The 13,122-nt window shown below is 45.8% G+C and carries 10 protein-coding genes and 3 pseudogenes; 8 read left to right on the top strand and 5 right to left on the bottom strand.

Annotation, left to right across the window (positions count from 1 at the left end; translation table 11 throughout):
• Together B5P39_RS25220 and B5P39_RS23985 are read left to right on the top strand one after the other, a co-directional pair.
• The coding region (locus tag B5P39_RS25220) for a hypothetical protein (RefSeq protein WP_217895758.1) at positions 1-235 on the top strand (235 nt) is incomplete at its 5' end.
• Positions 236-585: 350 nt separating this feature from the next.
• Positions 586-993: pseudogene (locus B5P39_RS23985) on the top strand (lipocalin family protein); the annotation flags it as partial.
• A gap of 15 nt (positions 994-1,008) precedes the next feature.
• Here the strand turns inward: B5P39_RS23985 and B5P39_RS24605 are convergent.
• Positions 1,009-2,044, bottom strand: a protein-coding gene (locus tag B5P39_RS24605; protein ID WP_140418354.1) for an IS630 family transposase whose coding sequence is annotated in 2 segments (ribosomal slippage) — positions 1,009-1,584 and positions 1,586-2,044 — 1,035 coding nt in all. Because the reading frame shifts where the segments join, the coding sequence is not laid out codon by codon here.
• 54 nt (positions 2,045-2,098) lie between these two features.
• Between B5P39_RS24605 and B5P39_RS24000 the strand changes: the two genes are divergently transcribed.
• The 4 genes from B5P39_RS24000 to B5P39_RS24020 all read left to right on the top strand — a co-directional run bounded on the left by B5P39_RS24000 (position 2,099) and on the right by B5P39_RS24020 (position 5,693).
• Positions 2,099-2,215 carry a lipocalin family protein gene (locus B5P39_RS24000; protein ID WP_254915859.1) on the top strand — a complete coding sequence of 39 codons (117 nt, stop codon included), beginning with the start codon at positions 2,099-2,101 and terminating at the stop codon, positions 2,213-2,215.
• Between the two features lie 883 nt (positions 2,216-3,098).
• Positions 3,099-4,121, top strand: a complete 1,023-nt coding sequence (gene istA / locus B5P39_RS24010; protein ID WP_088213152.1) for an IS21 family transposase — start codon at positions 3,099-3,101, stop codon at positions 4,119-4,121.
• Entirely contained in the window at positions 4,118-4,900 is a 783-nt protein-coding gene (istB, locus tag B5P39_RS24015) for an IS21-like element helper ATPase IstB (protein WP_088213153.1), read from the top strand. Before istA (B5P39_RS24010) ends, istB (B5P39_RS24015) begins: the two co-directional genes overlap by 4 nt.
• Positions 4,901-5,036: 136 nt before the next feature.
• Complete coding sequence (locus B5P39_RS24020) at positions 5,037-5,693, top strand: quinolone resistance pentapeptide repeat protein QnrVC6 (protein WP_032495607.1); 657 nt, start codon at positions 5,037-5,039, stop codon at positions 5,691-5,693.
• Positions 5,694-6,242: 549 nt separating this feature from the next.
• On the opposite strand, the gene B5P39_RS24025 is transcribed toward B5P39_RS24020, so the two are convergent.
• The 3 genes and pseudogenes from B5P39_RS24025 to B5P39_RS24035 form a co-directional block, all read right to left on the bottom strand.
• On the bottom strand, positions 6,243-7,199 hold the full coding sequence (locus B5P39_RS24025; protein ID WP_088213154.1) for an IS110 family transposase: 957 nt from the start codon (positions 7,197-7,199) through the stop codon (positions 6,243-6,245).
• 864 nt (positions 7,200-8,063) lie between these two features.
• Positions 8,064-8,288 carry a type II toxin-antitoxin system RelE/ParE family toxin gene (locus B5P39_RS24030; RefSeq protein ID WP_088213155.1) on the bottom strand — a complete coding sequence of 75 codons (225 nt, stop codon included), beginning with the start codon at positions 8,286-8,288 and terminating at the stop codon, positions 8,064-8,066.
• A 195-nt stretch (positions 8,289-8,483) separates the two neighbouring features.
• Positions 8,484-9,275, bottom strand: a pseudogene (locus B5P39_RS24035) (IS91-like element ISCR1 family transposase); the annotation flags it as partial.
• Between the two features lie 192 nt (positions 9,276-9,467).
• Here B5P39_RS24035 and istA (B5P39_RS24040) point away from each other — a divergent pair.
• Both istA (B5P39_RS24040) and istB (B5P39_RS24045) read left to right on the top strand, forming a co-directional pair.
• Positions 9,468-11,009 (top strand): IS21 family transposase, encoded by a 1,542-nt coding sequence (istA, locus tag B5P39_RS24040; RefSeq protein WP_088213157.1) that lies wholly within the window; start codon positions 9,468-9,470, stop codon positions 11,007-11,009.
• Between the two features lie 11 nt (positions 11,010-11,020).
• A complete protein-coding gene (gene istB, locus B5P39_RS24045) occupies positions 11,021-11,776 on the top strand; it encodes an IS21-like element helper ATPase IstB (protein ID WP_088213158.1) in 756 nt (251 codons plus the stop codon).
• A gap of 80 nt (positions 11,777-11,856) precedes the next feature.
• On the opposite strand, the pseudogene B5P39_RS24050 reads toward istB (B5P39_RS24045), so the two are convergent.
• Positions 11,857-12,615 (bottom strand): annotated as a pseudogene (locus B5P39_RS24050) (IS91-like element ISCR1 family transposase); the annotation flags it as partial.
• Positions 12,616-13,122 lie beyond the last annotated feature (507 nt).

Raw genomic sequence — 13,122 nt, forward strand, 5'->3', positions numbered from 1 at the left:
AGTACCAGCGTACGGCCCACAGAATGATGTCACGCTGAAAATGCCGGCCTTTGAATGGGTTCATGTGCAGCTCCATCAGCAAAAGGGGATGATAAGTTTATCACCACCGACTATTTGCAACAGTGCCTCAGCAGCCGGAAAAATTATCGGATACATTTGGCAAATACTGTGTAAAGATTTCGAATCCAGTAGAGTACTTCAAACGCGTTTCTGTCGAGCTCAACAAGCATATTGAAATTCGTGAAGGAGGTATGGGGTTGGTGCAATATAAAGACCGAGTCTACACTGGGTTAGAAGCACCACCAGGACCTATAGGTTTTGTAAAGCCCAGTGATAAATATTCGCCTCAAAAAGAGTTTCGGTTGCTGTGGGTACCAGAACGAAATACAAATATTGAACCTTTCTTGCTCCAATGCCCAAGTGTATCTGAACTATGCAGCAGAGTTGCCTAACAAACTGCTTAAGAGGGATTCGCAATGCGTGGCATTTTTAGCATGCGGTGAGTTTTGTGATTAAGTTGGTGTGCGGTAGCTTTTGCAGTGCATTGCTCACCCCTTAGCAGGGCGTTAGGTATTTGGAGGCATCATGAGATCAATCTTGTTGATTATTTGTACTGTTTTATTAAACGGCTGCTTGGGTATGCCCGAATCAGTAAAGCCTGTGTCGGATTTTGAACTGAACAATTATTTAGGTAAATGGTACGAGGTTGCTCGACTTGATCACTCTTTTGAAAGAGGTTTAAGTCAGGTTACTGCGGAATACCGTGTTCGAAATGATGGCGGTGTTTCAGTTCTTAATCGTGGTTATTCCGAAGAGAAAGGTGAGTGGAAAGAGACTGAAGGCAAAGCTTACTTTGTAAATAGTCCAACAGACGGTTATCTGAAGGTTTCATTTTTTGGTCCGTTTTATGGCTCTTACGTGGTGTTTGAGTTAGAGCGTGAAAACTACAGTTATGCCTTCGTATCAGGGCCGAATACAGAATATCTGTGGTTATACCAATCTGGAAAATTAACTGGTCAGCTCAATCCAATCTCTTTTACACATTTTTTGTACCCTATCGGTGCATTCCAAAAATCGATTCCATGCGTGACATACCTTTTCGACAATATCGTTATAGTTGGTGAAACTTTGGTTCGCCAAGAAATGTTGTCGTAACCAACTCCATACCTGTTCTATTGGATTGAGCTCTGGTGAATAGGGCGGCAATTTGATGATACTGACATTGTCAAACTGCGCAGCAATATCATCGGTATGCCAGCTTGCACCATCCATGATCACAACGGCATGGCGTCCTTTTATTGTCGCTTTAGAGATTTGAGAGAGGTGATTTATCATGATCTCTTTGTTGACCCAAGGCACTACGATAGCTTCACCTATCCTTCTTGCGGGGCAGACTGAGCCAAACAAATAAGCGTATTCAAATTGCTGTTGTTTGATTGCTCTCGGCCGAGTCCCACGCGGTGCCCAAAGACGAGTCGTTGTATTCTGCTGACCGAATCTGGCTTCGTCTTGGAACCAGACATCAACCGACTCAAGGCTTATGTGGCCTGGGATCATCAGGATCGTTTCGATTTTGAATTTTTTTAAAATCGTCTTGGACTTGCTGTGATTGTTTAGGGTGCTTTGAACGAGAGGTTATCCAAGAAAAGCCCATATGATTAAGTAAATAATAAATGGAGTCAGGATGATAATGTTTGCCAAATTCGTTGACGATATAGGCATGAATATCGTTGCCCGTTAAGCGTCCACCAGAAGAGTCAGACGCGCGCGCTTTAATAAACTGACTTAACTGCTCACGTTGCTCAGGGGTAAGAAAGGCGGGTCGCCCAGTCCTTGGTTTTTCTTGAAGACCTTCGAGCCCGTGCTCTAAAAAGGTTTGAACCCATTTGTTTACGCTAGTGCGGCTCACTTTTAGGTATTTGGCAATTTGTGTTCGAGATTGTCCATCTTTGAAATGAGCAAGAGCCAGTAATCTCATTTTCATCTGAATGGATTTTTGCTGACTGGCGAGCTTTTTAAAGTCGATATTATTAAGGCTATTCATGACGAATGACGGTAGTAGTTAAATAGCCTTAATTAGATCACATTTTTATTTAGATTGGTATTACTTTCAAGAACGCCTAGAGTCGAACCAGACATTCTGGAGAAGTTCGTTCAAATGTCGAAAGAGCGTGGCTTTGATACAAATCGGCTCATTTACGTTCAGCAGCAATAAATACCTAACAAACGGTTCAAGAGGGATTCGCAACGCGTGGCATTTTTACTATGCGTTGATTTTAGTGATTAAGGTGGTGTGCGGTGGCTTCGGTATAGCGTTGCTCACCCCTTAACAGAGCGTTATGTAACCGTAGAGAAAAAAGACCGCAATGTATTGAAATTTAAAGTGTATTTATTTTTAAGTGTGTTTTTACTTTGCATATCGTATGGTTTTAACTAGTTGTTTTAATTGGTTGTTTTTTAGTTTATAAATCCAGTTTTATTCATATTGATTTAGCTTTCGGCTTCTTTATTCTTCGAGTATTCAGTTTGTTGTTAATGATTTAGTGGGTTTGCGATAAATTTAGTGGTAGTCATTTTTTTCTTTGAACTAGGGGCTCGCAGTTTCGTCGTTGTCACGCAAATTCTACTGGGTTACTGCTAACTTTTCATGTAAGTTAAACGGTATTTGGTAATGTTTTTCTTTGTAATGCTTTGAAATGGTTAGAAAAGTTACATAACAAAGCATTCAAGAGGGACAGTCAACGCTTGGCAGTTTTGGTTTGGGTGAGCATTTGAGGTTACGGCTGGTTAATTTGAACGCAGTTGTTTGCGTTGCCTGCCCCTTAATGCGGCGTTATGTGCTTTCTCTAAAACTCACCAGGTTCACCAAAACTTTTTTCTAGCTGGCCGCATCGCTTATTTTGAATTAGCACCCTTTAAAATGCCATTTTGATGCCTTATCTTGGCTAAAACGGGGTGTTTTAAGTGTCTGTTTTTATTGGTTTTGTTTTTGTTGTGTCACCGGCAATGTAAAACTGACCCACTAACGACAATTTAAAATTGACCCACCTGAGGCAAAATTGCCGCCGTCATTAATTCGAAAAGGCGGTGTAATTTTAATGCTGACTCAGGAGTCATTAGTGGAAATTCATGTGTTACACCGGCAAGGCCATAGCATTCGTGCTATCGCCAAAACACTACAGGTCTCGCGTAATACTGTTCGTAAGTATCTGCGAGATATTGCCAGAACGCCAGCCTACAGTGAACGCGCTGATCGGGCGTCAAAACTCGACCCCTTCAAGACATATCTGATGGAACGTATCGCGGCGGCTAAGCCTGACTGGATACCGGCAACAGTATTGTTCCGTGAAATCCAGGCCAAAGGCTTTACTGGCAAAGAAGGCATTCTGAAGAACTATATCCGGCCTTTTAAGCCCCAACAGAATGACCCCGTGAAGCGCTTTGAGACGGCACCTGGCCAGCAACTACAAATCGATTTTACGACCATTCGTCGCGGGCGTTATAAGCTCAAAGCCTTTGTTGCCACGCTGGGCTTTAGCCGTGCTACCTATGTTCGTTTTAGTGAATATGAGCGCCAGGAAGACTGGCTGCTGGGCATTGAAGCAGCACTGGATTACTTCGGTGGCGTACCTAAAGAGCTGCTGTTTGATAATGCCAAATGCATCATGATTGAACGCGATGCCTACGGTGAAGGTGCGCACCGCTGGAATGCGAAGCTACTGGAAATGGCTAAAGATTACGGCTTTAAACTTAAAGCCTGCCGTCCTTACCGTGCACAAACCAAGGGTAAAGTTGAACGCTTCAATGGTTATTTAAAAGGCAGCTTTATCACACCGCTGGCTGCCAGTTTAAAACAGGCTGGCCTGGTGCTCGATGTCGACACAGCGAATGCGCATATCGGCCCCTGGCTGCATGATATAGCCAATCAGCGCATTCATGGCACCACTGGCGAGAAGCCTGCGGTGTTACTGGCCAAAGAGCGCTTGAGCTTACAGGCGCTCCCCAGTGGGATTAAAGCGCGTCAGTCTGACATCCGGCAAACCACACGCTATGCGATGCCAAGGGAAAGCTTGCAGCACCCGTTATCGGTGTATGACCAACTGCTGGAGGTGCGGCCATGAACCTGCAACTTCAGCGCATACAACATGCCTGTGAGGTATTAAAACTGTCGGCCATAGCAACGGAATGGTCAGCAATAGCTGACCATAATGCGGCACAAGGCAAAAGCTTCGCAGACTACCTTGAAAGCCTGCTGCAAACCGAACTGGATGCCAGAATGCTGCGCACGCGGGAGATGTTACTCAAGACCGCGGGATTGCCAGCGGTTAAGCACTTCGATGATTACGACTTCCGCTTTGCCACCGGCGCACCACGCAAACAACTACTGGAGCTGACCAGCCTGGCCTTTATTGAAAGGCAAGAAAATATCGTCCTGCTTGGCCCCAGTGGGGTGGGTAAAAGCCATCTGGCGATAGCACTGGCATACAGCGCCATTATGCGTGGTATCAAAGTACGCTTTATTACTGCGGCAGATTTAATGCTACAACTTGCTACGGCAAAGAAACAGGGCCGCCTTGAGGCCTATTTAAAGCGCAGTGTGTTATCGCCAAAGCTGTTAGTGATAGATGAAATCGGCTACCTGCCGTTTGGGCGGGATGAAGCCAATCTGTTCTTTAATGTGATAGCGAAACGTTATGAACAGGGCAGCGTTATTGTGACCAGTAACTTACCGTTCTCTCAGTGGTCAACGGCGTTTGCTGATGATCAAACCTTAACTGCGGCATTGCTGGACAGGCTGTTACATCATGCGCATATCGTGCAAATCAGCGGAAATAGTTATAGGTTAAAAGGCAAAAGAACAGCGGGTGTCATACCGGCCTCAGAAAGTACGTTAAGTTGAAAAGACGCCCGGGGTGGGTCAAATTTAGATTACCGTTTTAAGCGGTAAGTGGGTCAAAATTGGATTGCCGTTGACATTGTTGAGAACTTTCAGGTAAATGGTAGTCTTCAAATCAAATGTTTTTTGGAGCTACAGCATGGAAAAATCAAAGCAATTATATAATCAAGTGAACTTCTCACATCAGGACTTGCAAGAACATATCTTTAGCAATTGTACTTTTATACATTGTAATTTTAAGCGCTCAAACCTTCGAGATACACAGTTCATTAACTGTACTTTCATAGAGCAGGGGGCACTGGAAGGGTGCGATTTTTCTTATGCTGATCTTCGAGATGCTTCATTTAAAGATTGTCAGCTTTCAATGTCCCATTTTAAGGGGGCAAATTGCTTTGGTATTGAACTGAGAGATTGTGATCTTAAAGGGGCAAATTTTAGCCAAGTTAGTTTTGTAAATCAGGTTTCGAATAAAATGTACTTTTGCTCTGCATACATAACAGGTTGTAACTTATCCTATGCCAATTTTGAGCAGCAGCTTATTGAAAAATGTGACCTGTTCGAAAATAGATGGATTGGTGCAAATCTTCGAGGCGCTTCATTTAAAGAATCAGATTTAAGTCGTGGCGTTTTTTCAGAAGACTGCTGGGAACAGTTTAGAGTACAAGGCTGTGATTTAAGTCATTCAGAGCTTTATGGTTTAGATCCTCGAAAGATTGATCTTACAGGTGTAAAAATATGCTCGTGGCAACAGGAGCAGTTACTGGAGCAATTAGGGGTAATCATTGTTCCTGACTAAGCGCAAGATTCGGCTACGCACATAACAAAGCGTTTAAGACAGATTCGCAACGCTGGGCATTTTCGGTTTGCTTTGAATTTAGTGTTTACGGCACAATGGTTTAGGTTGGGTGGCATGTTGCTCACTACTTAACGCGGCGTTATGTAACCGTAAAGAAAAAGACCGCAATATATTGAAAATTAAAAATATTTTTATGCTTTTGCTTTTTTAAGTTGGCTTCTACTTCACATGCTTATGGTTTTAAATTATTGTTTTTATTGGTTATTTATAAAGTTTGTAAAGTCAGCCTTATTCATATTGGCTTAGTTTTCGTCTTCTTGTTCTTCGAGTTTTTAGCTGGTTCTAAATGGTTCAGTGGGTTTGCGATAAGTTTGGTGGTAGTCATTTTTTTCTTTGAACTAGGGCTCGCAGTTTCGTCGTTGCCACGCAAATTCTACTGGGTTACTACTAACTTTTCATGTAAGTTAAACGATATTTGGCAATGCTGTTCTTTGTAATGCTTTGAAATGGTTAGCAAAGTTACATAACAAGAGACTATGGCGTCAAGAGTTAATTTTTTGCGCTGTCTGCATCCCACATACAGCCATCTCTGAGCATAGAATTTAGGATAACTACCATCTTTCTGACGCAAGCAATGATCGTTACTTTTTTAGGTTTGCCAGCGGCTAATAATTTTTGATAGTGCTGTTTAAAAACAGGGTTACATTGCATTGCAGACATCATGGCCATGTACAAAACTGTCCTGACTTGCATGCGTCCGCCTTTGATCATTCGCTTGCCCTTATAACTGCCACTTTCTCGAGTAATGGGAGCGACACCGATTAATGAAGCCGCTTGTTTGTTGGTGATGTAGCCCAGCTCAGGTACGTTACTGATGATGGAGGCTGCCGCAATTTTTCCGATGCCAGGTACGCTCTGTAATAGCTCATTTTTGGCTTGGTAATCAGGGCATGTCTCGATGAGTTTTTCGATTCTAGTCTCAATGTTTTCTATCTGTTTTTTGAGCATGGTAAGTAGGGATTTAATCGATGATGCAACAGATTTAGGCATGATTTGAGAGCGGTTCTTTTCCATGGTTTGCATGGTCAACAACTGGTTGCGTCTTGTCACTAAATCACTCATTAAACGAATGTTTTCACTTTTCAATTGTGTGAGCTTCGGTTTAATCGCTTCCGCGTAATGAGCAATAAGAGCAGCATCTAAACGGTCATTTTTAGCTCTTTGGCCAAGGGCACCGGAGAACTTTTTAATGTGTAATGGGTTAGCAATGACATAGGGCAACTTAGCATTGTCGCAGGCTAAGATGAAGGGCATTTCTAACCGTCCGGTGGCTTCGATGACTACACGTTCAGGCTGGTACTTTTTAATGGTTTTGATGGCTTGTTTAATGCCTTTTTCATCATTGGTGACATTAAAATAGATATCGAGAGGGCGGATATAGATATCTAATTGTGACTTGCCGGTATCAACGCCGATATTAATGTTTTGCAGTGTATTTGTATTCATAATAAGCTAACTCTTGCTTGCTAAATGCGGGTTCGAGACCCAGAAGACTATTCGAGTGTGGTGCTTGGAGTTCTATCTGACGTTCGCTCTTGTTATCGGTCTCTCAATAGAGGAGCCATCGTTCAATCGAACTATCAGATAGAGAACTTTAGTTGCAGCTAAAGTCTGGGTCTCACTTTACCCTTATTTGTTAGTTATTATCCATACAAAGCATTCAAGAGGGACAGTCAACGCTTGGCAGTTTTGGTTTGGTTGAGCATTTGAGGTTACGGCTGGCTAGTTTAAGTTTAGTTGTTTGCGTTGCCTGCACCTTAATGCGGCGTTATGTAACCGTAGAGAAAAAGCCCACAATGTATTGAAAATTAAAGTATTTTTATGCTTTTTTACTTTGAATTTGGCTTCTATTTTATATATTCGTTACTTTTAAGTAATTGTTTAAATTGGTTATTTTCAAATTTATAAACCTAGTTTTATTCATGTTGGCTTAGTTTTCGTCTCCTTGTTCTTCGAGTCTTTGCTCTGGGTTTTAATGGTAAAGTGGGTTTGCGATAAGTTTAGTGGTAGTCATTTTTTTCTTTGAACTAGGGCTCGCAGTTTCGCTGTTGTCACGCAAATTCTACTGGGTTACTGTTAAATTTTCATGTAAGTTAAACGATATTTGGCAATGTTGTTCTTTGTAATGCTTTGAAATAGTTAGTAAAGTTACATAACAAAGCATTCAAGAGGGACAGTCAACGCTTGGCAGTTTTGGTTTGGTTTAGCATTTGAGGTTACGGCTGGTTAATTTGAGCGCAGTTGTTTGCGTTGCCTGCCCCTTAATGCGGCGTTAGCTTACCAATCGAAAGCATCGCCCATAATTGTTTATTATTTCAGGTGATTTTGCGGTAACTGAGATTGCCCCAATACAGCTACGATTAAGATGAAATTCTCTTCCTTTGTGAAGTAAGCAGTGTGTTTTCCAATCGGAAAGTAAAAGCCGTTACTATATATTTCATGGCAGCTTCGTCCTAAATCAGGATTATCGGCGAGCATTTGAAAGCCAGAAAGTAGTGGGGTATAGGAAGTATAAACCACCTTTTTGCTCCTCATCCGAAGTATCTTACCTGAAATTCCCTCACTCGTTTACCGCTCAAGCCCCAATTTTAACTGCCGGTCCAGCCTAAACCGCTCTAATAAGGTTCGATTTGGCGGTAAAATCTCTAGCCTGATAGCTCGAGAGATACAAACTGCCCCACCGCCCCGTTTAAAAGTTGGCAGTGTTGAGCAGTGTTGGATTTGGGGTCGTCAGTCAAAGAGACGACTCTGTGATGGATCGAACAGGCTGGGAGTCAGTGGCGGCGCTCGTTCTGGTGGCAGCTCACGCTGCTTGGCGGCATTCGCCTTGGCTGTTTTCTGTTTCAGATGCTTGAGAATCTGCTCAATGACCTTCGGATCTTCGATGCTGGCAATCACTTTGACGTGACCGCCGCAGTGTTCGCAGACTTCAATATCAATATTGAAGACTCGCTTGAGGCGTTGCATCCAGGTCATGGCGCGGTGGCGCTCTGCAGGACTCTTGTCACGCCAGTTAGTATCGAGACCTTCCGATTTGTCGGGCTTCTTGCCCCGCTTGGCGGGTGTTACTTGAACTCGGTGTTTGCTGTTCGGTGCAAAGACGCCGTGGAAGCGTGTGAGGTTGACTCGCGGCTTAGGTACCAACGCAGCGAGTTTGGCGATGAAGTCCAGCGGCTCGAAGATCACATGGGTGGTGCCATTGCGGTACGGAGTTTTGAGCTCGTAACGCACCTGCCCATTGGCGGTTAATGCCAGACGTTTTTCTGAAACCGCTGGCCGACTAATGTAGCGACACAAGCGCTCAAGCTTATCCCGCTGATGCGCTTCGGCCATCACACCGGCGTGTAGCGAGAAACCAGCATGGTTGGCTACTCGACTGCTTGAGTCGGCTTTATCCTCACGCCCTGGCAAGGTTTGCAGGGTGAAGACTTTGCGCCCTTGCTGGGGGCCGACGGCAATGCGATACGTAACCGAAGCACCATGTAATTGAGTCAGCGTATCGTCTTCGCCCTCTTCCTGCGTATTCTGGCCCAAAGTGAACACCCTTTCTGGTTTTAAGTGAACACCCATTCTGATTTAATGTGAACACCTATTCTGGCGCAAAGTGAACACTTTTGCCCGATTTCCAGAATCAGTGTTCACATAATTCCAGAATCCCTTTCCCGCGTTGATTGTTATCACTGATAACCTATTCATTTTCAGATGGATACGGTTATGAGCAGACAGAGAACATCAATGCGTAAACTTCGTGAAATCCTCAGGCTACGGTTGCATGCTGGTTTGTCCGTCCGTCAGGTTCGGGATAGCCTGCGTATCAGCATCGGCGCTATACAAAAAGTCACCAGCGCAGCAGAGCAGCAAGGCATCGACTGGTCAACCATCTGCACCTTAGACGACAGTGCTCTGGCCAAGCTGATTTATCCTAAAGCCGATGCCCGCGTATCCACCAGGCTGGAATTGCCAGAGTGGACGACCGTGCATAAAGAACTGCGTAAAGAAGGTGTCACCAAACATCTACTCTGGGAAGAATATACCCAGCAGTACCCCAATCGCAGTTACAGTTACCCGCAGTATTGTCACCTGTATGGCGAGTGGCAGAAAAAGCAGCGCCGCTCAATGCGACAAGTCCATATTGCCGGTGACATGCTGTTTGTTGATTATGCTGGGCAAACCGTCCCGATTGTCTGTGCCAGTACCGGTGAAATTCGCTTTGCCCAGGTCTTCGTAGCCGTATTGGGCGCATCGAATTACACCTATGCCGAAGCGACCTTAACGCAGACGCTACCAGATTGGCTGGGCAGCCATGCCAGAGCCTTCAGCTTCTTTGGTGGCGTGCCCAAGCTCATTGTCCCGGATAACCTTAAGAGCGGCGTGACCAAGGCTTGCCGATACGATCCGGATATCAATGCCGCCTACCACCAATTAGCTCACCATTATGGCTGCGCGGTTATGCCAGCTAGGCCCCGTAAACCACAGGATAAAGCCAAAGCAGAAGTAGGTGTGCAAATCATTGAGCGCTGGATTTTAGCCAGATTACGTCACCATACCTTCTTCTCGTTAGCTGAGCTGAATCACTGCATCAAGGCGCTATTACAGGATGTGAATACTCGGCCGTTTAAGCAGTTCAGCGGTAACCGGCAAGAATGGTTCGAGCAACTGGATAAACCGGCGCTTAGCCGTTTACCACGCGAGCCGTATCAATACACGGACATCAAAATGGTGAAGCTCAACATCGATTACCATGTGCAGTTCGGTGAGCATCTTTACTCAGCGCCGCATCAGTTAGTGGGTGAGAAACTTGAACTGCATGCCACCGACAACCTCATTACGTTGTACTTCCAGAACAAGCAGATCACCAGCCATCCGCGCATTAATCGCCGCGGTATCAGTACAAAACCTGAGCATATGCCGGTGCGGCATGAGAAGCATCACAAATGGAGCCGTGGGCGGCTGATGAATTGGGCTAAAGACATCGGCAGTGACACGCTAACCTGGGTGGTGCACGTCATGGATGACAGAGCACACGAACAACAAGGTTACCGGACATGTTTAGGCTTACTGAATCTGACCCGACGCTATCCGGCGCAACGCGTGAATCGTGCTTGCGCTATCGCCAATGAACAAAAGCTCACCCGGCTGAAAAACATTACCTCAATCCTGAAAAGCAATCTCGATACGCTGGTTACGGAAGATGACAGCCAGCCCATCTTGCCGCAGACACATGAAAACATCCGCGGCCCAAGCAGCTTCCATTAAGGAGAATCATTATGACAGCGCACAACATCACCGTTCTTAGACAGCTCAAGCTAAATGGCATGGCTCAGGCCCTGCTACAACAACGTGAGCAACCGGGCACCTACCAGGCATTGTCGTTTGAAGAGCGGTTGCAACTCCTGATTGATCACGAACAGCAAAGCCGCGATACCCGTAAACAACAGCGCTTGTTAACAGGTGCAACACTCAAAGTTGCTGCAAATGCGCGGGAGATTAATTACGAACAGCCACGCGGTTTAAACCAATCCGTGATAGCCGGTTTACTCAGCTGCGGCTGGGTAACGAAACATCAGAACATCTTAATCACCGGCCCCTGTGGTAGCGGTAAAACCTATCTCGCGTGTGCTCTGGCACATACTGCGATCTTAAAAGGCCACAGCGCAAAGTATTACCGACTGTCGCGCTTACTGATGGAACTAAGCCAACACAAAGCAGATGGCAGTTACAGCAAAGCATTAAAACAGCTGGCGAAATACGACATCCTGATCCTGGATGATTGGGGGTTAGAGCCGTTAAAAGCGGCACAGCGCAACGATCTGATGGAGATCATGGATGATCGGCATCAGCTAACGTCAACAATTATGGTAAGCCAGTTGCCAACAGAGGAATGGTATCAGGCAATTGGCGATAACACGCTGGCAGATGCCATCCTGGACAGGTTAATGCACAACGCCCACAGGCTAAAACTCAAAGGAGAATCGATGCGAAAAGTCACATCAGAGTTGACTGAAAATGAACACCTAGGTTAAAAGAGAACTGAGCCCAATGCGGGAAATGCCGAGTGTTCATATTGACCAGAATCGGTGTTCACATAAAACAGAATGCGCACTTCCAGTGTCAACCACGTATTCTCGGCATCACGCTCCAAAATCCCACGCTTTTCCATGCAGCGAGCGATGCGATGGCTGAGGGTGTGAGCGAGCGTATTCAGCTCATCGTAAGTGGGTGCCTTGACACGATGGAAGCGTTGCTTGCCATAGTCATCTTCGGCATAGACACCATCGAGAAACAGCATGTGGTAGTGGACATTGAGATTTAGCGCGGAGCCAAAGCGTTGGATAAGAGTCACTGAGCCAGTTTGTGCAGAGGCTTTGGTGTAACCGGCTTTTTTGATCAGATGAGTTGAGAGTGTACGATAGACGATACTCAAGACCTGGCCCATCAGCTGGGGATGGCGAGCCAGCAAAAAGCGTAGCTGGAAAGGAAAGCTGAGCACCCACTGGCGAATGGGCTCCTTGGGGAAGACTTCGTCTATCAGCAGCGCCGCACTCTCGGCCATCCGGCGGGCACCGCAGCTAGGGCAAAAGCCGCGTCGTTTACAGCTGAAGGCGACCAGACGCTCGTGATGACAATCCTCGCAGCGAACCCGCATGAAACCATACTCCAGACGGCCACATTGGAGGAGGTCGTTGAATTCTTGTTGGATGTAGCGAGGCAGGTGTTGACCTTGGGCTTCGAGTGAGGCTTTGAAGGCTGGGTAGTGCTGCTCAACCAGCTGGTAGAGCAGCGTCTGGTCGGGTTGGTGGCGTTCGTAACCGTTTGTTTGAGTGGGCGATTGACTCGCCGTGGCGTTCCTTGCCAGCGACATGGGTATCCTCCGCTGATACTGTGGTTATGTACAGTATCAGCGGCTTGCGTTCAGACGTCCAGTCTGGCCCTAGACATCGCTAAATGCTTAACCCGCAATAGCCCTCACGAGTTGTTATCAGCCACTACCGGTTGAGCGAGAAGGTTTTGGGTTCAGGGTGCTATTGCTCCACCAATCACAATACTGAAGCCCCAACTGTTATCAGTTGGGGCTTTTTCTTGTCTGTTTGCGGCGGTTGCGTTTTATCGGTAGTCGTCGAGCTCTGCACCATCCCACATAAGAGCTTAACGGTGCGATCTTCAACGCCATCACACAAAACTTTCTTTTTCACGCACAGTCAACTTATTGGATGTTTTATTAACAACCCAAAAGGAGATATTTAGCGGGCGGCCGGAAGGTGAATGCTAGGCATGATCTAACCCTCGGTCTCTGGCGTCGCGACTGCGAAATTTCGCGAGGGTTTCCGAGAAGGTGATTGCGCTTCGCAGATCTCCAGGCGCGTGGGTG

It is taken from the genome of Shewanella sp. Shew256, assembly GCF_002196695.1.
Lineage (GTDB): Bacteria > Pseudomonadota > Gammaproteobacteria > Enterobacterales > Shewanellaceae > Shewanella > Shewanella mangrovisoli.